The organism is Brachybacterium zhongshanense (genome assembly GCF_055385755.1).
The window spans coordinates 3,637,276-3,659,074 of sequence record NZ_AP043790.1; the positions used below are offsets into that span (position 1 = coordinate 3,637,276).

General features: G+C 71.4%; 16 protein-coding genes. 7 read left to right on the forward strand and 9 right to left on the reverse strand.

The features are described from left to right. Nucleotides 1–5 precede the first annotated feature (5 nt). From ACZ5AJ_RS16080 to ACZ5AJ_RS16095, 4 genes are all read right to left on the reverse strand, one after another. Entirely contained in the window at nt 6–1,112 is a 1,107-nt protein-coding gene (locus ACZ5AJ_RS16080) for an ABC transporter ATP-binding protein (RefSeq protein ID WP_464136051.1), read from the reverse strand. A gap of 139 nt (nt 1,113–1,251) precedes the next feature. After that, nucleotides 1,252–2,601, reverse strand: a complete 1,350-nt coding sequence (locus tag ACZ5AJ_RS16085) for an extracellular solute-binding protein (RefSeq protein WP_464136052.1) — start codon at nt 2,599–2,601, stop codon at nt 1,252–1,254. Between the two features lie 156 nt (nt 2,602–2,757). Next, the gene (locus ACZ5AJ_RS16090; RefSeq protein ID WP_464136053.1) at nt 2,758–3,660 is read right to left on the reverse strand and encodes a carbohydrate ABC transporter permease; all 903 of its coding nucleotides are present in this window, start codon (nt 3,658–3,660) and stop codon (nt 2,758–2,760) included. Between the two features lie 18 nt (nt 3,661–3,678). Next, the gene (locus tag ACZ5AJ_RS16095) at nt 3,679–4,647 is read right to left on the reverse strand and encodes a carbohydrate ABC transporter permease (RefSeq protein WP_464136054.1); all 969 of its coding nucleotides are present in this window, start codon (nt 4,645–4,647) and stop codon (nt 3,679–3,681) included. Between the two features lie 207 nt (nt 4,648–4,854). Between ACZ5AJ_RS16095 and ACZ5AJ_RS16100 the strand changes: the two genes are divergently transcribed. From ACZ5AJ_RS16100 to ACZ5AJ_RS16110, 3 genes are all read left to right on the forward strand, one after another. Then, nucleotides 4,855–7,185, forward strand: a complete 2,331-nt coding sequence (locus ACZ5AJ_RS16100) for an NAD(+) synthase (protein ID WP_464136055.1) — start codon at nt 4,855–4,857, stop codon at nt 7,183–7,185. A 297-nt stretch (nt 7,186–7,482) separates the two neighbouring features. Further along, the gene (locus ACZ5AJ_RS16105) at nt 7,483–8,883 is read left to right on the forward strand and encodes an Nramp family divalent metal transporter (protein ID WP_464136056.1); all 1,401 of its coding nucleotides are present in this window, start codon (nt 7,483–7,485) and stop codon (nt 8,881–8,883) included. Nucleotides 8,884–8,980: 97 nt separating this feature from the next. Beyond that, nucleotides 8,981–9,817, forward strand: a complete 837-nt coding sequence (locus ACZ5AJ_RS16110) for a metal-dependent transcriptional regulator (protein ID WP_464136057.1) — start codon at nt 8,981–8,983, stop codon at nt 9,815–9,817. A gap of 444 nt (nt 9,818–10,261) precedes the next feature. Here ACZ5AJ_RS16110 and ACZ5AJ_RS16115 read toward each other — a convergent pair whose 3' ends face one another. The 4 genes from ACZ5AJ_RS16115 to ACZ5AJ_RS16130 are packed head-to-tail and all read right to left on the reverse strand — an operon-like array spanning nt 10,262 to nt 14,476. After that, complete coding sequence (locus tag ACZ5AJ_RS16115; RefSeq protein WP_464136058.1) at nt 10,262–11,245, reverse strand: ABC transporter ATP-binding protein; 984 nt, start codon at nt 11,243–11,245, stop codon at nt 10,262–10,264. Nucleotides 11,246–11,277: 32 nt separating this feature from the next. After that, nucleotides 11,278–12,333, reverse strand: a complete 1,056-nt coding sequence (locus tag ACZ5AJ_RS16120; RefSeq protein WP_464136059.1) for a FecCD family ABC transporter permease — start codon at nt 12,331–12,333, stop codon at nt 11,278–11,280. Continuing rightward, a complete protein-coding gene (locus tag ACZ5AJ_RS16125) occupies nt 12,330–13,391 on the reverse strand; it encodes a FecCD family ABC transporter permease (protein ID WP_464136060.1) in 1,062 nt (353 codons plus the stop codon). Before ACZ5AJ_RS16125 ends, ACZ5AJ_RS16120 begins: the two co-directional genes overlap by 4 nt. Next, nucleotides 13,388–14,476: an ABC transporter substrate-binding protein gene (locus tag ACZ5AJ_RS16130; protein ID WP_464136061.1), complete on the reverse strand. Its 1,089-nt coding sequence runs from the start codon at nt 14,474–14,476 to the stop codon at nt 13,388–13,390. The genes ACZ5AJ_RS16125 and ACZ5AJ_RS16130 overlap by 4 nt, the downstream gene beginning before the upstream one ends. Nucleotides 14,477–15,140: 664 nt before the next feature. On the opposite strand from ACZ5AJ_RS16130, the gene ACZ5AJ_RS16135 reads away from it, so the two are divergent. The 4 genes from ACZ5AJ_RS16135 to ACZ5AJ_RS16150 all read left to right on the forward strand — a co-directional run bounded on the left by ACZ5AJ_RS16135 (nt 15,141) and on the right by ACZ5AJ_RS16150 (nt 19,796). Then, nucleotides 15,141–16,508, forward strand: coding sequence for an aspartate kinase (locus tag ACZ5AJ_RS16135; RefSeq protein ID WP_464136062.1), 1,368 nt, complete (start codon nt 15,141–15,143; stop codon nt 16,506–16,508). Next, nucleotides 16,505–17,647, forward strand: a complete 1,143-nt coding sequence (locus ACZ5AJ_RS16140) for an aspartate-semialdehyde dehydrogenase (protein WP_464136063.1) — start codon at nt 16,505–16,507, stop codon at nt 17,645–17,647. Before ACZ5AJ_RS16135 ends, ACZ5AJ_RS16140 begins: the two co-directional genes overlap by 4 nt. 401 nt (nt 17,648–18,048) lie before the next feature. Then, nucleotides 18,049–18,516, forward strand: coding sequence for a PRC-barrel domain-containing protein (locus tag ACZ5AJ_RS16145; protein WP_464136064.1), 468 nt, complete (start codon nt 18,049–18,051; stop codon nt 18,514–18,516). Next, nucleotides 18,513–19,796, forward strand: coding sequence for a glycosyltransferase family 4 protein (locus ACZ5AJ_RS16150; RefSeq protein ID WP_464136065.1), 1,284 nt, complete (start codon nt 18,513–18,515; stop codon nt 19,794–19,796). Before ACZ5AJ_RS16145 ends, ACZ5AJ_RS16150 begins: the two co-directional genes overlap by 4 nt. 708 nt (nt 19,797–20,504) lie before the next feature. On the opposite strand, the gene ACZ5AJ_RS16155 is transcribed toward ACZ5AJ_RS16150, so the two are convergent. Beyond that, nucleotides 20,505–21,770 carry an adenosine deaminase gene (locus tag ACZ5AJ_RS16155; protein ID WP_464136066.1) on the reverse strand — a complete coding sequence of 422 codons (1,266 nt, stop codon included), beginning with the start codon at nt 21,768–21,770 and terminating at the stop codon, nt 20,505–20,507. Between the last annotated feature and the right edge of the window lie 29 nt (nt 21,771–21,799).

The window sequence follows — 21,799 nt, forward strand, 5'->3', positions numbered from 1 at the left end:
GGTCATCAGAGGGCCCCTTTACGGTGGGCGGCGTCGGAGGCGAGATAGGCGGCCTCGAGGCGGCCGGTCGCGGGGGCGAAGGCGATGATGCGGGCGTCGCGTGCGGTGAGGTCGGCGAGAAGGCGCGCGGCTGTGGCCTCGTCGGGGAGCTGGACGAGCGTCTCGGCGTGGCCGCTGACGGTCTCGTCGGCACCGCGCACCGGCTCGTGCTGCACACCCACCGCGGTGAGCGCCTCCGCGAGCGCCTGATGGTGCAGGGATTCGATCCGCCAGGGTCGCGGACGCGAGGCCAGATCCTTCACGCTCGTGGACTCGACGACGCTTCCGTGGTCCATGAACACGACGTGATCGGCCATCTCCTCGAGCTCCCCGAGGATGTGGCTGGAGACGAGCACCGTCGCGCCCGAGGCCGCGACCTCTCGGACTACCCGCAGCAGGCGTCGGCGGGATGCCGGGTCCAGGCCCGACGCCGGCTCGTCGAGCACCAGCACCGTCGGATCGTGGACGAGCGCCCTGGCGAGGCCGAGCCTCTGCTTCTGCCCGCGGGAGAGGACGTGCGCGGGCTGCCGCGCCAGCGTCGAGAGGTCCATCAGCTCCAGCAGCTCCGCCACCTTCGGGCGCAGATGATCAGAGGGCAGGAAGTACGCCCTCCCCATCACCTCCAGCACCTCGGTGACCCGCAGCGAGTCCCAGGCGCCGAACTGGTCGGGCATCCATCCGACCCTCGCGCGCACGCCCGCGGAATCGGTCGCGGGGTCGATGCCGTCCACGAGGACGCGGCCCGCATCCGGTGCGAGCAGCGACGCGAGCATCAGCATCAGCGTCGACTTCCCGCAGCCGTTGGGCCCGACCAGTGCCGTCACGGCGCCGCGCGGGGCAGTGAAGCTGAGGTCGAACACGGCCTGCACGCTGCCGAACGCCCGGCTGACATGCTCGGCGACGATGCCGGGGGAGTCCGACGTCGGCTGTGGGCTGTACCCCGGCTGTGGGTCGTACCCCGGCTGTGGGCCGTACCCCGGATGCTGGCCGGGTGCGGAGATGGGGTGCGGGACCGCCGTCGGCGGATGGTGCGGCGGCAGGGACGGAGCCGGCTCCGGTGAGGTCTGGGTCATAGGGACACCCTGGCATGCTCCTGACCTCCGCAGAAGCCCCGACGCGGGGACTTTCCGGGCGAAGCCCGTGTGCAAGGTGTGAAGAACCTGGACGGGCGGGTTCGGCGCGCGTGGGCGGGATCGGCGCGCGCCGGCGGGCTCAGCCGCCCATGGCCTCGTTGCCGGCCTCCTGGGCTTCGGGGATGCCGTCGGCGGCGGTCTTCCGGCCGATGAGCACCTCCTGGAAGATCGGCAGCGCGGCGGTGAGGCCGGCGTTGGCCTGTGCGCCGGTGTCGGCGAGGGCGGCGTCGTCGGCGGCGGTGATGAAGGGGGTGACGTCCACGCCCTGCTCCTCCCAGTAGGCGACGAAGTCCGCCTGGGCGTCGACGTGTCCGGGGAAGGAGACGCCCTTCTGGGCGATCGGGGCCTGGCCCTCGGCGGAGCCGAGCCAGGTCAGGAGCTCTGCGATGCCCTCCTGGCGGTCGTCGTCGGCCTTCGCGTTGCCGACCGCGACGACGCCGTGGACCAGCGACTTGGCCCCTGCGGGTCCGGCGATCGGGGCGGTGATCGTCCATGCGAAGGTGCCGTCGACCCCCTCGGAGATGGTCTTGAGGTTGTAGGGGCCGGACTGGAACAGGGCGAGCTTGCCCTGGGTGAACAGGTCGCGGGTGAAGTCGCCGTTCTCGTTGGTGTCGGCGGCCGACGGGGCGATGTGGTCGACGTTGATGAGGTCGGCGAGATGCTGGAAGGTGGCGATGCCCTCGTCGGAGGCGAAGACGTACTGGTCGTCCTGCGACCATTCGGCGCCGTTGGAGGCGAGGAACGGCCCGATGATCGCCTGACGGTCGGCCTGCGAGTTGAACCCGAACTGGGTGCGGGAGTCCGGGTCGAAGCCGTCGTCGCCGGGATGGCGGCCGTCGCCGTCGAGCGTGAGGAGGGCGCCGGCCTCGCGGAGCGGGTCGGAGTCGGCGGAGGGGTCGACGGCGAGCGTGGTCGGGTCGACGTCGGCCGCGGCGAGCAGATCGGAGTTCGAGAACAGGGCGATCGAGTCCCACAGCTGCGGGACGCCCCAGAGCCCGCCGTCGCGGGTGTAGAGGTCCACGACCCTCTGCTCCCACTGGCCCTCGTGGTCGGGGATCACCTCGTTGATGTCGAGGAGGTCGCCGGACTGCTGGTAGAGCACTAAGTTCGCGGAGTTCATCCAGTAGACGTCGGCCGCATCTCCGCTGGCGACGTCCAGCGGCAGCTGCGTCCAATAGTCGTCCCAGGGGACGACGTCGATGGTGACGCCCCAGCCGGACTGCTCGGTGAACGCGGCGAACGACTCCTCGTAGGCCTCGACGGCGGTGTCGTCCCAGAGGCGGAAGGTCAGCGTGCCCTTCGACCCTCCGCCGTCGGACGCGCCCGATCCCGATCCGGAGCCCGAATCGGAGGAGGGGGAGCAGGCGGCGGCGGTGCCCGCGACCCCGGCGGCGGCGAGCGAGGCGAGCAGATGACGGCGGTTCAGCATGGCGTTCTCCTGGGATGACGAAGCTCTGTCCCACCATATGCCCAGGTCGCAGGGTGCGGAAGGAGTCGTGACGCCGGATGGCGCCATGAGACCGACAGGCGGGCTGGGTCGACGGCGGGCTGGGCCGATGGGCGGGCTGGGCCGACGGCGGGGCTCTCAGCGCAGGGTGGTCTCGCCGACGGAGCGGGTGATCTGCTTCTGGAAGACGATCATGAGGATCACGAGCGGCAGCATGGCGATGGTCGTGCCAGCCATGACGAGCGTCCAGTTGTTGTTGTACTGCGACTGGAGCGCGGAGGTCGCCACGGTGATGACCCGCCATTCGGGGCCGGAGGTGATGATCATCGGCCACAGGAAGCTGTTCCAGTGGGTGACCACGGTGATGAGCATGAGGGTGACGATGATCGGACGGTTCAGCGGCACCACCAGGCTCCGCAGCAGGCGGAGGGTCCCGGCGCCGTCGATGCGCATCGCGTCCATCAGCTCGCTCGGCACGCCTCGGAAGTTCTCCCGCAGCAGGAAGATCGCGTACGGGGAGCCGAAGACGAAGGGGATCACCAGCGCCCAGAAGGTGTTGCGCAGGCCCGCCTCGGCGAACATCAGGTAGAGGGGCACCACGACGACCACCTGCGGCACCATCAGCGTCGCCACGAACACCCAGAACAGCATGTCGCGACCGGGGAAGCGCACATGCGCGAAGGCGTAGGCGGCGAGCACCGAGAGCACCATCTGCCCCACCAGGATCACCGCGACCATCTGCAGGGTGACCGCTACCGGCGTGATGAAGCCGTCGACGCTCGAGAACAGCGAGCGGAAGTTCTCGAGCGTCGGCGGGGAGGGGATCGACAGCGGCCCCTGCTGCGCGAACTGGGTCGAGGAGGTGAACGCCGTCAGCACCGACACGGCGAAGGGCGCGAGCGTGGCCATCACCGCGACGATCAGCACGAGATAGGTGGCGGCATATCCGAGAAGGCGTCGGCCGCGCAGGGAGGACCTGCCGCGCGGACCGGCGCTGCGCCGCTGGGAGGATCGGCTGCGCTGGGGCGGACGTGTGCTCATGGGTCTCCTTCCTCCTGTTCAGCTCATGTCGTAGGTGATGCGGGAGGAGAACCAGCGCTGCTGGGCCACCGTGATCACCACCAGGATGACGAACAGGATCACCGCGACCGCGCTCGCACGCCCCACATGGGAGCTGACGAAGGCCTGGTTGTAGACGAGCGAGGCGATCACCTCGGTGCGATGCTCGGGTCCGCCGCCGGTGAGGGCGAAGACCATGTCGAACACCTGGAAGCTCGCGACCACCTGGGTGACTGCGAGGAAGAACGTCGTCGGACGCAGCAGCGGGATCGTCATGTGCCGCAGCTGCTGCCAGGCGCTCGCACCGTCGAGCCGCGCCGCCTCGTAGATCGAGGTCGGGATGCGACCCAGGCCCGCCTGGAAGAACAGCGAGATGTAGCCGACGTTCTGCCAGATGGCGACGAACGCGACGGCCGGCAGGGCGAGCGTCGGATCCGTCAGCCATTCGATGCGCACACCGAGGATCCGGTTCAGCGCACCTGTCGACGGCTGCAGGATCCACTTCCACACCACGCCCAGCGCGAGCGGTGCGCACACCCACGGGATCACCACGACCACCCGGGCGATCGCCGACCCGGGCAGCGCCCGCACCAGCTGGGTCGCCAGCAGCAGGCCGACGGCGAGCGACACCGGCACCGAGATCAGCGTGAACACTCCCGTGACCAGCAGCGAGTTCGCGAGCGATCCGTCGGTCAGGAGCCGACGGTAGTTCTCCAGCCCGACGAACTCCGGCGTCCCGATGAGGCTCCAGCTGAACAGCGACACCGTGAACGCGAGCAGCACCGGCAGGATCAGGAAGCACGCCACGCCGAACGTCGCCGGAGCCACCAGCATCCAGCCGACCAGCGCGCGTCGGCGGTGCGCCGCCCGACGGGCAGGGCTCGCAGGGGTCGCAGGGGCCGACGGCGGGTTCGACGGCGGGTTCGACGACGGGGTCGACGACGGGAACGGCATGGACTGCGTGCTCATGCGGACCTGGCCTCTCCTGCGGCGTCACGATCGCCTGACCTGCGGTCGGGCTCGATCAACGTACAGCACCCGCGCGACGGGGCGTCGACACGTCACGGCGGTGCCGACTCGATGCGGCGGCGACATGGTGCGGCGGTGACATGGCGCGGCGACGAGCTCCACGTCGGTCCGGGCGGCGCCCCGGCAGGCTCCACTACGCTTCCCAGCATGAGCGCAGCGACCCCCACGCCTGACCGTCAGGCGCCCGCCGACCGGAACGACCCGGCAGGCCAGCACGATCCCGCCGACCGGACCGACCCCCACGCCTCGATCTACGACCACGGCTTCCTGCGGGTCGCGGCGGTGACGCTGCCGGTCGCGCTCGCCGACCCGGCGACCAACGCGGAGCGCCACCTCGAGCAGCTGCGGGAGCTCGACGCCGAGCAGGTGGGCCTCGCGGTCTTCCCCGAGCTGTCCCTGACGGGCTACTCCCTCGACGACCTCGTGCTGCAGGAGCCCCTGCTGGACGCCGTCGAGCAGGCCCTCGTCACGCTCATCGAGGCGAGCCGCGAGCTGCTGCCGATCATCGTCGTCGGCGCGCCCCTGCGCACCCGCGACCGGGCGCGGATCGTCAACGGCGCGGTGGTCATCCACCACGGCCAGGTGCTCGGCATCTCCGTCAAGCAGAACCTCCCCACCTACCGCGAGTTCTACGAGCGCCGCTGGTACGCGCCCGGGGACGACGTCTGCGACCAGTTCGTGCGCATCGGCCGTGAGGAGCACCTGCTCACGCCCCACGGGATCATCACCGTCGAGGACGTGCCGGGGCTGCGTCTGTTCGTGGAGATCTGCGAGGACATGTGGGTGCCGGTGCCGCCGTCGGCCGAGGCCGCGCTCGCCGGGGCGACGGTGATCGCGAACCTCTCGGGCTCCCCGATCACGGTGGGCAAGGCGGAGGATCGGAAGCTGCTGGCGCGCTCGGCCGCGGCCCGCTGCCAGGCCGCGTACGTGTACGCCGCGGCCGGCGAGGGCGAGTCGACGACGGACCTCGCCTGGGACGGCCAGACCTTCGTGTACGAGTGCGGGGACCTGCTCGGGGAGTCCGAGCGCTTCCCGCAGGGGGCGCGCGCGACGATCGTCGACGTCGACCTCGACCGGATCGTCGCCGAGCGCCGTCGCCAGAGCACCTTCGACGACAACCGTCGCACCCATGCGAAGTCCCTCGAGAAGTTCACGAACTACGAGACGGCGCGGCTGTTCGGCCCCTTCGAGGAGGACTACCCGACCGATGACGACGCCGAGGGCATCGACGCGTCCGACGCCGTGGACGCCGACGGCGCCTCCGGTGCGGCGAGCGCCGACGAGGAGGCCTCGGCCGGCTGGTTCGCCTTCGCGCCGCTGTCGGGGGAGGCCTTCGGCATCGAGTCCGGGCCCCGGCCGCATCCGGCGACGGGTCCGCTGCGTCGGCCGCTGCACCGCTTCCCCTTCGTGCCCGACGATCCGGCGCGCCTCGCCCAGGACTGCTACGAGGCGTACAACATCCAGGTCGCGGGCCTGGTGCGGCGCCTCACCACGATCGGCGGGGACGAGCCCGGCGGCGCCCGGCCCGTCATCGGCGTCTCCGGGGGCCTGGACTCCACGCATGCGCTGATCGTGTGCGCGCAGGCGATGGACCGCCTGGGCCGCGACCGCTCCGAGATCCTCGCGTACACGATGCCCGGCTTCGCGACGTCGGAGGGGACCCGCTCCAACGCCGAGCTGCTCTCGAAGGCGATCGGTGCGAGCTTCGAGACCATCGACATCCGTCCCGCCTCCACGCAGATGCTCAAGGACATGGGCCACCCCTTCGGGTCCGGCGAGGAGGTCTACGACGTGACCTTCGAGAACGTCCAGGCCGGCATGCGCTACGACTATCTGTTCCGCCTGGCCAACCATCACGGCGGGATCGTCGTGGGCACCGGTGACCTGTCCGAGCTGGCGCTGGGCTGGTGCACCTACGGCGTCGGCGACCAGATGTCCCACTACGGCGTCAACGCCGGGGTCCCCAAGACCCTCATCCAGCATCTGATCCGCTGGGTGATCGTCGAGGGGCTGTTCGACGAGCAGACCTCTGGGATCCTGCAGGCGGTGCTCGACACCGAGATCTCCCCGGAGCTGATCCCCACCAAGCCCGGCGAGAAGGCCCAGTCCACCGAGGACTCCATCGGCCCCTACGCGCTGCACGACTTCACGCTGTACCACCTGCTGCGCCGCGGATACGGTCCCGCGAAGATCGCCTACCTCGCCCACCAGGCCTGGGGCGACCTCGACGCCGGCGAATGGCCCTCCGGCTATGCCGACGACGACCGCCGCGCGTACACCCGCGCGGAGATCAAGCACTGGCTGACCGTGTTCACGCGCCGCTTCTTCTCCAACCAGTTCAAGCGCTCGGCCATCCCGAACGCCCCGAAGGTGCTGGCCGGCGGGTCGCTGTCCCCGCGCGGCGACTGGCGCATGCCCTCGGACGCCGCCTCCCGCGCCTGGCTCGCCGAGATCGAGGCGGAGGTCCCCGGGGACTGACCTCGGGCGCGGTTCCGGGGATCTGCTGCTGAGAAAGGGACCCCAGCGTGACCTCAAGGCCTCTCAGGCGTTGAGGTCACGCTGGAGTCCCAAAGTTTGCAGCGACCCGGTCTGCTGCTGGGGCGGGGTCCGCTGCTGGGGTGGGGTCGGCTGAGGAGCGGGGCCGGCTGAGGGACGGGGTCGGCTGAGGGGCGGGGTCCGCTGCTGGGGTGGGACCGGCTGAGGGGTGGGACCGGCTGACGCGCTGTGCGCCACGTTCCCGTGCGTCCAGGAGTGTTTTAAGGTATGTTAAAACACATGACGGAACCGGCAGTGGAGCAGCGGCTCGCGACGACTCCTCCCGACGCGGAGGAAGACGCCGCGAATGCGTTGACGGGTGCTGAGGCGGGCACGCCGGGCGCTGGAACGGGCTCGGGGGCAGGTGCCGAGGCAGCATCCGCCCGGCGCCGCGGGCCGTGGCGGACGATCCGCCTCCTGGGCCCCGCCTTCGTCGCTGCCGTCGCCTATGTGGACCCCGGCAACATCGCCGCCAACATCACCGCCGGCGCCCGCTACGGCTACCTGCTGCTGTGGGTGCTGGTCGCCGCGAACCTGATGGCGATGATCGTGCAGTACCTGTCGGCGAAGCTCGGCGCCGTCACCGGGCGCAGCCTCGCCGAGCACCTCGGCGGGACCCTCGGCCGGCGCCCCCGGATCGCCTACTGGGCGCAGGCGCAGGTCATGGCCATCGCGACCGATATCGCGGAGGTCGTCGGCGGAGCGATCGCCCTGCAGATCCTGTTCGGGGTGCCGCTGATGCTGGGCGGGCTGATCGTCGGCGCGGTGTCGATGGCGCTGCTGGCCGTGCAGTCGCGGCTCGGCCAGAGGCCCTTCGAGAACGTGGTGATCGGACTGCTCGCGGTGATCACGATCGGGTTCCTCGCCGGGCTGGTCGTCTCACCGCCCGAGCCGGCCGACCTCGCCTCCGGCCTCGTCCCCCGCTTCGACGGCGCCGGCACCGTGCTGCTGGCCGCGTCGATGCTCGGCGCGACCGTCATGCCGCACGCGATCTACCTGCATGCGGGCCTGGTCCGCGATCGGCACGGCATCGCCGCGACCCGCTCCGGAGGGGCAGAGAATCCCGCGCAGACCTCGCGCCTCGCCCGCACGTCCCGGCTGGTCCGGGCCTCCCGCTGGGACGTGGTGCTGTCCCTGCTGGTCGCCGGCACCGTGAACATCGCGATGCTGGTGCTCGCCGCGGAGGCGCTGCCGGGGATCCCGGGCACCGACTCGATCCAGGGAGCGCATGCGGCGATCGCCGCGGCCTCCGGGCCGGTCATCGGCGTGCTGTTCGGGATCGGTCTGCTGGCGTCGGGCCTGGCGTCGTCGTCCGTCGGAGCCTATGCGGGCGCCGAGATCATGCGGGGTCTGCTGCATGTGCGGATCCCGCTCGTGCTCAGCCGGGCGCTGACGCTGATCCCCGCGCTCATCGTGCTGGCCGTCGGCGTCGATCCCACCTTCGCGCTCGTCCTCAGCCAGGTCGTCCTCAGCCTCTGCCTGCCGTTCGCGCTGATCCCGCTGGTCTCCCTGACCAGCCGTCGCTCCCTCATGGGCGGCTTCGCGAACTCCCGGACCCTCGCGATCATCGCCTGGATCGTCGTCGCGCTGATCGTCGCGCTGAACCTGGCGCTCGTGCCGATGACCATCCTGGAGGGCTGATGGTCCAGGAGGGCTGACCGCCGCGGAGGGCCGAGGGCGAGCGGATCCGGTCCGCCTCGTGTCATGGGCGAGAAGGGGCCGACGATACGATGCGGGCGTGAACCCCGACGATCTCAGCGCCGTGGCCCAGGACTACCTCAAGGTGATCTGGACCCGCACCGAGTGGGGAGATCCGCCGATGACCGTGGGCGAGCTCGCCCAGCGCTTCGGCACCTCCGCCGCGAACGTCACCGAGACCCTCAAGCGCCTCGATGCGCAGGGCCTCGTGGTCCGTGTGCCGTACAAGCCGGTCGAGCTCACGGAGGCCGGAGCCCGCTTCGCGGTCGCGATGGTCCGACGCCACCGCCTGATCGAGACCTTCCTCGTCGACGCCCTCGGCTACGGCTGGGACGAGGTCCACGACGAGGCCGAGCGCCTCGAGCACGCCGTCTCCGACGAGTTCATCGCCCGGATCGACGAGCGTCTCGGGCATCCTGCGGCCGACCCCCACGGCGACCCCATCCCCGACGCCGAGCATCGCTGGGACCATCCCGCCGATGCCTGCCGCCTCTCCGATGTCCTGCACGCGCCTGACGCGGTGGACGGGGCGGACGGGGCTGACGCGGTGGACGGGGCGGACCGGGAGGACGCGGCGGACCGGGAGGACGGGGTTTCCGGGGGTGACGGGGCGGAGGGGGCGCCTGCCGACCACGAGCCCGCAGCATCGGCGAATGCTCCTGGCGGCGGCAGGTTCGAGATCCTCGTGGTCTCCGATGCCCGACCCGAGACCCTCCGCACCGCCCAGCTCCTCGGGCTCCTGCCTGGTGCGGTGCTCGATGCCGTTGAGAGCGGTGCGGGCGGAGGTGCGCGCGTCCGTCTCGCCGATGGCGCCGAGCTCGATGTGCCCCGCGACGTCGCCGACGACATCCACGTCAGGCCGCTGAACCGCTCGTGATCTGCCGGCCGGGCGGGCTTTCGGTCGCGGTCTCGGGGATCTGCTGCTGAGAAAGGGACTCCAGCGTGACCTCAAGCTCTCTCAGGCGTTGAGGTCACGCTGGAGTCCCGAAATTTGCAGCGGCTGGGTCTGCTGCTGGGGATGCCGCGCTGCTCCGTGCTCTCCTCTGGGCTGCCCGGGCAGGCTGCGCCGGCAGGCTTCCGGTACCGGTCCCGGCGATCTGCTGCTGAGAATGGGACTCCAGCGTGAGCTCAAGCTCTCTCAGGCGTTGAGGTCACGCTGGAGTCCCAAAGTTTGCAGCGACCCCGGGCACCGGCACCGGGCACCGACCCCGGGCACCGGCACCGGGCACCGACCCCGGGCACCGACCCCGGGCACCGGCCCCGGCACCGGCAGCGGCACCGCACCCGCACCCGCACCCAGCACCGGGCGCACCCGCGCCTCTCAGCTCTTCCGGCGGCGGCCGTTCAGGGGGACCACGGTGGGGGTGCCGGTGACCGGGTCCTCGGCGACGATGCAGTCGAGTCCGAAGACCTCGCGGACCAGGTCGACGGTGATGACGTCGTGCGGGGTGCCGGTGGTGATGACCTGGCCGTCCTTCATGACGACCAGGTGGTCGGCGTAGCGGGAGGCCTGCGCGAGATCGTGGAGCACGGCGACGACGGTGGTGCCGTCGGCGTGGAAGTCCGCGAACAGGTCCAGCAGCTCGTACTGGTGGGCGATGTCGAGGAACGTGGTGGGCTCGTCCAGGAGCATGATGCCGGTCTGCTGGGCGAGGAGCATCGCGACCCAGACCCGCTGGCGCTGGCCGCCGGAGAGCTCGTCGACGAGGCGGTCCGAGAGGTCGGTGAGGTGGGTGGCGGCGAGGGCTGCGGCGACAGCGTCCTCGTCCTCGGTGCGCCACTGCTGGATGAGGCCCTGATGCGGGGCGCGACCGCGGGCGACGAGGTCGGCGACGCGGATGCCGTCGGGGGCGAGGGAGGTCTGGGGGAGCAGTCCGAGCCGTCGGGCGATCTCCTTGGAGCGGTAGCTGCGGATCTCCCGGCCGTCGAGGACGACCTGGCCCTTCGAGGGCTTGAGAACACGGGCGAGGCCGCGCAGGAGCGTGGACTTGCCGCAGCCGTTGGGGCCGATGATCGCGGTGAAGGAGCCCGGCGGGATCTCGACGTCGAGGCCCTCGGAGATGACGTGCCGGTCATAGCCGAAGGTCGCTCCCTGTGCGGCGAGCAGGGTCGCGCCCGGCGAGGAGTCGGCCGTCTGCCCGGCGACCTGCCCGGTGGCGGCCTGTCCGGTGGTGGCCTGTCCGGCCGCCGCTGGCACGGGTGCGGCTCCGGCGGCTCCGGCGGCCCCGGCGGCTCCGTCGGTCTGGCCGGGGGCCGGTGCTTCCGACGGCTCCGGGGAGGGAGCGTGATCGATCGTGGTGCTCATGCCTCTCCTGGGGAGGATCGAATCGTTCCCGCTCATGCGGACCTCTTCCTGGCTTCGCGGATCAGCAGGTAGATCAGGTAGCAGCCGCCGACGCAGACGGTGATCAGGCCGACGGGCACGTTGGCGTTGCCGACCTTGAGCGCGAGCGAGAGCAGGTGCGCGAGGGAGAGCAGGGCGGCGCCCATGCAGGCGGCTCCGAGCAGCCCGGCGCCGGCTGAGTGGGTGAGGCGGCGCGCGAGCTGCGGGGCGACCAGGGCGACGAAGCCGATGGGGCCGGCCGCGGCGGTCACGAGCGCCGTGGTGGCGACACCGATCACCAGCAGCACCATGCGGGTGCGGTTGGGTCGGGTGCCGAGGGTGGTGGCGGCGTCGTCGCCGAGCTCGAGCCGTTCGAGGGAGCGGTTCATGCAGGCGGCGCCGAGCAGCACGATCGCGGCCATGATCGCGACGGGCTGCAGGGTCGTCCAGGTGATGCGGGCGAGGGAGCCGGCGGCCCAGAAGCCGACGGTCATCGCATCGGAGATGTCGGCGCGGGTGACGAGGTAGGCGTTGACGGACCCGAGCATCGCGGAGACGCCGATGCCGACGATGATCAGCCGGAACCCCTGCGCGCCGCGGCGGTGCGAGAGCAGGTAGACGACGATCGCGGTGATCAGGCCGCCGAGCAGGGAGGCAGTCGCGAGCGCCTGCACGCTGACCACGCCGAGCACGAGCACGGTGACGATGACGCCCGTGTAGGAGCCGGCGTCGAAGCCGATGACGTCGGGGGAGCCCAGCGGGTTGCGGGTCAGCGACTGGAAGATCGCGCCGCCGACGCCGAGGAGGGCGCCGAACAGGATCGCCGACAGGGCGATGGGCAGGCGCCATTCGAGGACGACGGTGCGGGAGAAGGAGTCGTCGGCGACGAACAGGGCGTGCAGGACCTCTCCCACGCTCAGCGGATAGTCGCCGAACTGGAGGGCGGCGACCGCGGAGGCGAGGGCGACCAGCAGCATGATGCCGGAGCCGATCAGGGGCCGCAGCGCGATGCGGAAGGAGAAGGCCGGGGTGCGCAGCACCGCGGTCGGGGTTCCGAAGGAGACGCTCACAGTCCGCTCACCTTCCTGCGTCGGACGAGGGCGATCAGCACGGGGGCGCCGATGACGGCGCAGACGATGCCGACCTCCAGCTCGCTGGGCCGGGCGACCACGCGGCCGATGACGTCGGCCCCCAGCAGCATCGTCGGCGCCAGGAGGATCGAGTAGGCGATGATCCAGCGCTGGTCGGGGCCGACGATCCAGCGCACCACGTGCGGGACCATGAGGCCGAGGAAGCCGATGCCGCCGGTGAGGGCGGTGCCGCCGCCGGCGAGCAGGGTCACCGCGAGGATGCCGAGGATGCGCACGCGCACGACGCTGGTGCCGAGGGACGCGGCGAGGTCGTCGCCGAGGGCGACGGAGTTCAGGCTCCCCGACAGCAGGATCGCGATCACGAGGCCGACGACGATGAAGGGCAGCACGCCGAGCGTCTCGGCGAGGGAGGTGCGGTCGATCGCGCCCAGGCCCCAGCTGCGGATCGACTGGAAGGTGTCCTCGTCCAGCAGCTGCAGCAGGGAGGACAGGCCGTTGAGGACGGCCCCGAGGGCGACGCCGGCGAGCACCAGGGTGACCCGCGAGGAGGCGCTGCGGGCCATCGACCCGATGAGGTAGACGCCGACGGTGGTCGCGGCGGCGCCGATGAACGCGAACCAGACGTAGCCGGTGATCGAGCTGACGCCGAGCAGGCCGACGCCGACGGTGACCGCGAAGCCCGCACCGGCGTTCACGCCGAGGATGCCGGGATCGGCGAGGGGGTTGCGGGTGATCGCCTGGATGAGCGCCCCGGCCACGCCGAAGGCGGCGCCGACGGCGATCCCGACGATGGTGCGCGGGATCCGCTGGGTCCACACGATCACGGACGCCTCGGAGGAGTCGCGGTGCAGCAGTCCGCGCAGGGCGTCGGGCACCGGGATCGGATTGGCGCCGTAGGCGATGGACAGCACGAGCGCCAGCGCGAACAGGGCCAGCAGGATGATCAGCCCGAGCGCGCGACGTCGGCCGGGGCGAGGGGCGCTCTGCCCCTCGCCCTGGTGCTCGTCGGCCGACGCCGCGACGGAGGCCGAGGTCACGCCAGCTTGTCCGCCAGGACGGGGGCGAGCTGCTCGCCGACCCACGGGGTCGAGAGGATGCCCGGGCGGGCGAGGCCCCACGGGAGGTTTCCGGGGGTCTCGGTGCCGTCGATGGTGAAGGAGGTGCTGTTGTTCTCGATGAGCACGAGGCGATCCTCCTTCACGGCGGTGAGCTCCTGGAAGAGGGGCTGGTCGATGACCTTCTCCTGGATGGCGCCGTCGGAGTTGTCGGCCAGGAGGATGACGTCGGCGTCGAGCTGGGAGAGCAGCTCGGAGCTGACCACGGAGTCGTCGACGAACTGCTCGGCCAGCGGGTTGGCGTCGAAGCCGAGGCCCAGGAACAGCGCCTCGGCGTCGGAGCCGGTGGTCGAGAAGTACACGAGGTCGCCGTCGCCGTAGAAGAGGGAGAAGGAGACGGTGCTGCCGGCGAACTCGGGGTGCTCGGCGGCGACGGCCTCGATCGCGTCGTAGTGGGCGGTCTTGGCGGCCTCACCGGCGGCCTGCAGATCCAGCGCCTCGGCGATCAGCGGCAGCTGCTCCTCCCAGGTCTGCTGCTGCTCCTCCTCGGAGGGGGCGGCCAGCACCGGGCAGATCGAGGCGAGCTGGTCGTAGAAGTCGCCGATGCCCTCGGAGTTCAGGGCGATGATCAGGTCGGGCTTCGCGGCGGCGATGGTCTCCACCGGGAAGGCGGAGTCCTGCTGGGTGGTGAACACGGTCTCGACCTCGCCGGCGATGACCTCGGTGATCCAGGGGCAGAAGTCCGCGAACTCGGGCGCCGCGACCGGGACGCCGCCGAGGGCGACGACGATCTGCAGGGTGTTCATCATGCCGTCGACGGTGGCGATGCGCTCGGGGCGCGACTCCAGCACGGTCTCGCCCCACGGGGTGGTGAGGGTCAGCGGGTACTGGGTGGTGCCCTCGGCGGCGGGCAGCAGGCCGCCGTCGGACGAACCGGAGCCCGAGCCGGCGTCCGATGCGCCGGAGGCGTCGGCGCTGTCGTCGGAGGAGCAGGCGGCGGCGGTCAGAGCGACGGCTCCGAGTCCGGCGATGCCGAACAGGCTCCGGCGGCGCAGCGAGGAGGTCATGAGAGGTCCTTTCGATGGGTGCTCCGGCGGATCGGCCGGGCGGGGTCCGGTGAATTGGTGGGGCCCGACGACGAGCGGAGCCCGATGGCGAGCGGTGAGCGTCGCCGGCAGCGGGACTCTGTGACCCACGATGCTTAGGTGACCCTCAGCGAGATGGAGAATAGCGAGTGTTCTGAACGGCGCCCAGCGGGTGTTCGCTGGCTCATAGGAACGGTCACGGCGGGGTCACGAGCGGTGCGGCCGGACCTCGACCTGGACCGGCCGGACCCCGACCTGGACCAGATCTGGGTCGGCCGGGACCCGACCTGGACCGACCTCCGGACGTGCGGCAGGTCACCCTGATCTCACGCCCGGGACGGGTCTGCTGTCAGGATGGGACGGCCTCGTACACTGCGAGGCCAGGATCGGAGCCGGTCGAGGCATCGGAGTCGGCCGGGGCGCAGCGGGACCGCGCCCGGCGCGGCGGGCCGAGTGCTCGGCAGGGCGCGACCATGTCGCCCCGACCACGGACCGAGCCGCAGCGTCCGCCCCTGAGAGGGATCCGCGGATGCGCACGCCGGGCGGCAGACGCTGCACGGCCCGCCGGGCGGCAGCCGCCGTGCGGCCCAGCCGGGCGGCGCGCGTCGCACGGCAGAACCGGAAGCCAGAAGAAGGAGCCCACTCGATGAGCCTGGTCGTCCAGAAGTTCGGAGGATCATCTGTCGCCGACGCCGACTCGATCAAGCGCGTCGCCCAGCGGATCTCTCTGTACCGGAAGGCCGGGCATGACGTCGTGGTCGTGGTCTCCGCGATGGGGGACACGACCGACGATCTCATCGACCTCGCCGAGCAGGTCACGCCCAACCCGCCGCCGCGCGAGCTGGACATGCTGCTCACCTCGGGGGAGCGCATCTCGATGGCGGTGCTGTCGATGGCGCTGAACGCGCTGGGCGTGGACGCCCGGGCGTACACGGGCTCGCAGGCGGGCCTGATCACCGATGAGGAGCACGGCCGGGCGCACATCCAGAAGGTCACCCCGGGCCGCATCCGGAGCGCCCTGGAGGAGGGCTCGGTGGCGATCGTCGCGGGCTTCCAGGGCGTCTCGGCGACCACGAAGGACATCACGACGCTGGGCCGCGGCGGCTCGGACACGACGGCGGTCGCGCTCGCGGCGGCGCTCGAGGCCGACGTCTGCGAGATCTATTCGGACGTCGACGGCGTGTTCACCGCCGATCCGCGCATCGTCCCGTCGGCCCGCCGGGTGCCGCTGATCTCCTGCGAGGAGATGCTGGACATGGCCGCCAACGGCGCGAAGATCCTCATGGTGCGCAGCGTCGAGTACGCGCGCCGCTACGGGGTGCCGCTGCATGTGCGCAGCTCGTACTCGGGCCGTCTGGGCACGATCGTCTCGGACGATCCCGAGCGCGTGATCCCCATCGATCCGACCGTCACCATCCGCACCGCGGACGTCGCCCGTCGCGACGCCGCCGATCCCACGAAGGAGCTCCCCGTGGACGACAAGACTGACCCCGGTCTCGAGGCCCCGATCATCGCGGGCGTCGCGCACGACCGCAGCGAGGGCAAGATCACCGTCGTCGAGGTGCCGGATGAGCCCGGCAAGGCGGCGCTGCTGTTCGACGTGGTCGCCGCGTCGGGCGCGAACATCGACATGATCGTGCAGAACTCCTCGACGGTCGACGACACGGTCGCGATCTCGCTGACGCTGCCGGAGGCCGACGTGCCGGCCGCGATCGCAGCGATCGAGAAGGCCCACGAGACCATCGGGTACACCGAGGTCCGCTACAACGCGCAGATCGGGAAGCTGAGCCTGATCGGCGCCGGCATGAAGTCTCATCCCGGCGTCTCGGCGAAGCTGTTCCGCTCGCTCGGCGAGGCCGGCATCAACATCGATATGATCTCCACCTCGGAGATCCGCATCTCGGTGGTCACCTCGCAGGCGCAGCTGGATGACGCGGTGCGGGTCGTGCACTCGGCGTTCGGGCTCGACGCCGACCAGACCGAGGCCGTGGTCTACGGAGGGACCGGACGATGACCAGCACCGACACCAATGCCCCCGCCGCGGGCCGTCTGTTCCCGGCGGTCGACGTCGACCAGTCCCGCACGCCCGGCTACAGCGCCGACGGGCCCGTGATCGCCGTCGTCGGCGCCACCGGCCAGGTCGGCCGCGTGATGCTGCGGCTGCTCGCCGACCGCGCCGTCGCGCACTCGAGGATCCGCGCCTTCGCCTCCGCGCGCAGCGCCGGCTCGACCGTCCAGTACGCGGGCCTGCCGCTGACCGTCGAGGATGCCGCGACCGCGGACATCACCTCCGAGGGCAGCACGGTCGACATCGCGATCTTCTCCGCCGGCGGGTCGACGTCCACGGCGCTCGCGCCCCGCTTCGCCGAGGCCGGCGCCGTCGTCGTGGACAACTCCTCGGCGTGGCGCCGCGACCCGGAGGTCCCGCTGGTGGTCGCCGAGGTCAACCCCGACGCCGCCGCCGAGCGCCCCCGCGGGATCATCGCGAACCCGAACTGCACGACGATGGCGGCGATGCCGTCGCTCAAGCCGCTGCACGACGAGGCGGGGCTGAGCCGTCTTAAGGTCGCGACCTACCAGGCGGTCTCCGGCTCGGGCGTCGCGGGCGTCGCCGAGCTCGCGCGCGAGCTGCGCGAGGGCATCGACGATGCCGAGAAGCTGGCGCTGGACGGCTCCGCCGTCGCGCTCGGCGACCCTGAGACCTATATCAAGCCGATCGCCTACAACGTGCTGGCGATGGCGGGGAACCTGGTCGACGACGGCTCCGCGGAGACCGACGAGGAGCAGAAGCTCCGCAACGAGTCCCGCAAGATCCTGGGGATCCCGGATCTCGCGGTCGCCGGCACCTGCGTGCGCGTGCCTGTGTTCTCGGGGCATGCGCTGGCGATCCACGCCGAGTTCGATCGTCCGATCAGCCCGGAGCGGGCGCGCGAGCTGCTCGAGGCCGCCGAGGGCGTCACCGTCGTCGACGTGCCCACGCCGCTCGAGGCCGCCGGCCAGGACGGCACCTTCGTCGGACGCATCCGCCAGGACCAGTCGGTCCCCGACGGCAGGGGCCTGGTGCTCTTCGCGGTCGCCGACAACCTGCGCAAGGGTGCCGCGCTGAACGCGATCCAGATCGCCGAGCTGCTCGTGGAGCAGGCCCGCGCCTGAACGGCCGTCGCCGGGCTGCCGACTGATCGGATGACGGTTCGGCCCGCGCCTGGACGATGACGATGCGGTCTCGTCCTGAGACCGCTCTCCCGGAGCCCCCGGGTCGTGAGAGACTGACTGCCGTCTCTCGCGACGCGGGGGCTCCGTCGCGTCGGTACCGCAGTCCGGCCCATGCCGTAAGGTGGCCGACGCCGCAGTGCACCGATGTCAGGGTGCGTCGATATCGGCTGTGCGCCGATGTCGATGGCGCGCCGATGACGATGGTGCGCCGGCCCGTGCACGTGATGATCACGGCGGTCGGCGGGCGCGCGGCGAGGGGTGGACGCAGACGACTGCGCCGGACCGACGGCCTGCTCAGGCAGGGCCGCAGGGTCGACGCGCGGAAGGTGGAGGAGCAGGGCATGGCCGGCACGACGCTGCCAGTGCCGCCGCACGTCATCGATCTCGAGGGCGCGACGGTGCTCGCGGACGACGGCACCGCCGTCGGCCGCGTTCGGGACATCTACCTTCAGGATGCGAGCGGTCTGCTCAGCGCGATCACCGTGGTGCACGGGCGGCTGAGGGGGCGCGAGATCCTGGTGCCCGCCGCAGCGATCGACGCCGACAGCCTCGCCTCCGCCACCGAGGACGAGAGCGGCGAGGACCGCACCGGCGAGGTGCGTCTGCGGATCGGGGCGGCCGCCCTGCGCGCCGGCACCGTCCCGCCCGACACCCGCAACGCGTCCCCCGAGGTGCTCGAGGCCGCCGCCCGCGCCCTCGGCCTCGACTCGGCCGGCGGCGAGGCCCGGTCCGAGAGCAGCGGTGCAGCCGACGGCGAGGAGCGTTCCGACGGCAGCGGTGCGGCCGATGGGGGAGGCGCAGCCGGATGAGGATCCTGCTGATCAGCCACTACTACGAGCCCGAGTTCGGCGCCCCGCAGCGTCGATGGGGCGCTCTCATCGAGCGGTTCCTCGCCGAGGGCCATCAGGTCACGGTCGCCGCTCCCGTCCCGCACTATCCGGCTGGTCGGCCGACCACCGAGCAGGCCCGCACCCATCGTGCCGGTCGGACGGAGCGGGGCCTGCACGGTGAGACCGTCGTGCGCACCGCCTACCTCCCGCATCGGGCGGACATCATCTCCCGCACCGCCGACCACCTCGTCGCCTCGGCGGACACGATCCGGCTGCTGCTGCGCCGCTTCCGTCGGCGCGAGCATCGGCCCGACGTCATCATCGCCACCGCCCCGGCGATCCCGACACTCCTGGTCGGACGCCTCCTGTCGAACCGCTGGGGAGTGCCGCTGGTCGCCGAGATGCGCGACGCCTGGCCGGATCTCGTCACCCACGTCGGCCCCGCGGGCGCCGTGCCCGCGGACATCGTCCACGCCGCCGACCCGACCGCCCTGCGGCAATGCCTCGGCTGGGCGATCGGCCGGGCGAAGGGCATGGTCCACGGCGAGGTCACCGGCTGGCAGCGGGCCGCCCGCACCGTCGTGACCACCACCGACCGCTTCGCCGACGTCCTGCGGGAGCGCGGGATCACCGAGGTCGCCGTGGTCCGCAACGGCACCGACCTGCCGAAGGTGCCGCGCCTGGAGGACCATCCCGTCGGTGACCATCGCGAGCTGCGCTGCCTGTACCTCGGCAACATGGGCCGCTCCCAGGGCCTGGACACGGTGGTCAGGGCGGCCGCGCGCCTGCGTCGTGAGGGCGTCGACGTCGGTGTGCGGCTGATCGGGCACGGTGTCGAGGCTCCGGCGCTCGCGGCCCTCGCCGAGGAGCTCGACGCGCCCGTGGAGGTCCTCCCGCGCATCCCCCACTCCGGTGTGGGAGCGCAGTACCGCTGGGCCGACACGGTCGTCGTGTCCTTGCGTGACTGGGCTCCCTTCGCCTGGACCGTCCCCTCCAAGCTCTACGAGATGCTCGCGACGGGCCGCCACATCACCGCCATGCTCCACGGCGAGGCCGCCGACGTGGTCCGCGAGGCCGGCGCCGGCGACGTCATCCCGCCCGAGAACGAGGATGCCCTGGTCGAGCTGTGGCGCACCCTGGCCGAGGACCGCACCCTCGCCGCCCCCCGCGAGTCCGGCCGCGCCTGGGTCGCCGCCAACGCCGACGACGACCTCCTCGCCGCCCGCTACCTCGACATCCTCCGCTCCGTCATCGGCTGACCCGCGGTTCTGCCGGGATGCCTGGCTGCTGGCCTCCTGATGCTGGGCCCCTGACCTGCAGGTTTCCGAATGTCTGGCTGTTGGGCTTGTAACCTGCAGGTTCTCCGGACTCTGGCTGTTGGGCTTCTGACCTGTAGGTTCTCCGGACTCTGGCTGTTGGGCTTCTGACCTGTAGGTTCTCCGGATGTCTGGCTGATGGCCTTCAGATCTGCCGATGACTGGGCTGCTCGGCTTGTCGGCTTATCGGCTTATCGGTTGCTCGGCTTATCGGTTGCTGGCCCGGAGCCCGGCCGGGTTCTGTCAGGAATCGGTAGGTGAGCAGCACTTGCCTCGTCCAGGGAGAGGCAAGTGCTCCTCACCTGCCTTCTGTGGACAGCTGGCTGCGGTGAGCGGTTGGAGAGTTGGGCGCTGAGGTGAGTGGGGTGCGGAGCATTGGGTGGTGTGGTGAGTGCTGCGCCGGCCTGCCGGACCGATGGCCGGGCGGGCTCTGTCAGGAATCGGTAGGTGAGGAACACCTGCCTCGTCCAGGGAGAGGCAAGTGCTCCTCACCTGCCTTCTGTGGACAGCATCTGCCAGCATCTGCCAGCATCTGCCTTCGGTGGGCGTCGAGGGGCCTGAAAGCTCCCGATCCCGATCCCGATCTCAGTCCCGATCCCGATCTCAGTTCTGATCTCGACCCCGATCTCAGTTCTGATCTCGACCCCGATCTCAGTTCTGATCTCGACCCTGTGCCTGTGCCTGTGCCTGTGCCTGCTCCCGGCCCTGTGCCCGGGCCCGTGCGTATGCGGGGCGGACGACGTCCTCGAGCAGGGCCTGCCGCAGCGGCTCAGGGGCGAAGCCGGATTCGAGGGCGGTGACGGTGATGCGCTCGAGGTCTTCGAGGGTCCAGCCGAAGGCTTCGGAGGTGAGGGAGAGCTCGCGTGTGGTGCTGGTGCGGCTCATGAGGCGGTTGTCGGAGCTGATGGCGATGGCGAAGCCGTGCCGGTGCAGCGGTCCGACCTGATGGAGGGCGATGCTGGGCGCGGCGCCGGTCTGCAGGTTCGAGCTCGGGCACACCTCCAGGCAGATCCCCTCATGGTGCACCCGGGCCGCGGTCGCGCCGAGGCGGACGCCCGGAGCGAGCTTGCCCCCGGCATCAGTGGACTCGCCTCCGGCATCGGTGATCTCGACGTCCTCGAGCAGGCGCACGCCGTGGCCGATGCGCTCGGCGCCGCAGTCGAGGGCGTCGGCGATGGAGGCGACGCCGTCCGCTTCGCCGGCGTGGATCGTGACGTGCACACCGAGGGCACGGGCGCGCTCGAAGACCGGTCGGAAGGGTGCGGCGGGATGGCCGGCCTCGGGGCCGGCGAGGTCGACCCCGATGACGCCGGCGGCCCCGGCGGCTGCGGGGGCTCCGGAGGCTGAGGCGGCTGCGCGCGATGTGCTGGCTGCGCGGTCTGCGGCGATGTCGACGAGGTCATCGGTGGGCTCGAGGTGGCGCAGGTAGCAGAGGATCTGTCCGACGACGATCAGGCTGCCGGCCTCGCGGGCGGCGCGGACCCCGTCGTCGAGACCGTCCTGCACGGCCTGGACGGCGGCATCGAGGGTGAGGCCCTCGCGGGTGTGGAGCATGGGGGCCCAGCGGGTCTCGGCGTAGACGACGCCGTCGGCGACCATGTCCTCGACGAACTCGCGGGCGATGCGGCGCAGCTCGGCGGCGGTCTGCATGACGGCGAGGGTGCGGTCGAAGGTGGAGAGGTAGGCGGGGAGGGAGCCCGAGTCGGCGGCCTCGGCGAACCAGTCGGCGACGGCCTGCGGGGAGCCCGTGCCCGCACCCGTGCCCGGGGGTTCGATCCCGCGGGCGCTGCACAGCTCGACGACGGTCGACGGGCGGAGGCCGCCGTCGAGGTGGTCGTGCAGGACGGCTGTGGGGAGATCTCGGATCTGCGCGGAGAGTGCGGTCAGGTCGGCCGGGGAGCCGGTGGGGTGGTGCATCACCGCAGGATAGCGATGTCTGGAACCTG

Excerpts from the sequence above, each read along its gene's own strand:
- ACZ5AJ_RS16080 (WP_464136051.1), bottom strand. The coding sequence starts at position 1,112 with ATGACCCAGACCTCACCGGAGCCGGCTCCGTCCCTGCCGCCGCACCAT.
- ACZ5AJ_RS16085 (WP_464136052.1), bottom strand. The coding sequence starts at position 2,601 with ATGCTGAACCGCCGTCATCTGCTCGCCTCGCTCGCCGCCGCCGGGGTC.
- ACZ5AJ_RS16090 (WP_464136053.1), bottom strand. The coding sequence starts at position 3,660 with ATGAGCACACGTCCGCCCCAGCGCAGCCGATCCTCCCAGCGGCGCAGC.
- ACZ5AJ_RS16095 (WP_464136054.1), bottom strand. The coding sequence starts at position 4,647 with ATGAGCACGCAGTCCATGCCGTTCCCGTCGTCGACCCCGTCGTCGAAC.
- ACZ5AJ_RS16100 (WP_464136055.1), top strand. The coding sequence starts at position 4,855 with ATGAGCGCAGCGACCCCCACGCCTGACCGTCAGGCGCCCGCCGACCGG.
- ACZ5AJ_RS16105 (WP_464136056.1), top strand. The coding sequence starts at position 7,483 with ATGACGGAACCGGCAGTGGAGCAGCGGCTCGCGACGACTCCTCCCGAC.
- ACZ5AJ_RS16115 (WP_464136058.1), bottom strand. The coding sequence starts at position 11,245 with ATGAGCACCACGATCGATCACGCTCCCTCCCCGGAGCCGTCGGAAGCA.
- ACZ5AJ_RS16130 (WP_464136061.1), bottom strand. The coding sequence starts at position 14,476 with ATGACCTCCTCGCTGCGCCGCCGGAGCCTGTTCGGCATCGCCGGACTC.
- ACZ5AJ_RS16135 (WP_464136062.1), top strand. The coding sequence starts at position 15,141 with ATGAGCCTGGTCGTCCAGAAGTTCGGAGGATCATCTGTCGCCGACGCC.
- ACZ5AJ_RS16140 (WP_464136063.1), top strand. The coding sequence starts at position 16,505 with ATGACCAGCACCGACACCAATGCCCCCGCCGCGGGCCGTCTGTTCCCG.
- ACZ5AJ_RS16145 (WP_464136064.1), top strand. The coding sequence starts at position 18,049 with ATGGCCGGCACGACGCTGCCAGTGCCGCCGCACGTCATCGATCTCGAG.
- ACZ5AJ_RS16150 (WP_464136065.1), top strand. The coding sequence starts at position 18,513 with ATGAGGATCCTGCTGATCAGCCACTACTACGAGCCCGAGTTCGGCGCC.
- ACZ5AJ_RS16155 (WP_464136066.1), bottom strand. The coding sequence starts at position 21,770 with ATGCACCACCCCACCGGCTCCCCGGCCGACCTGACCGCACTCTCCGCG.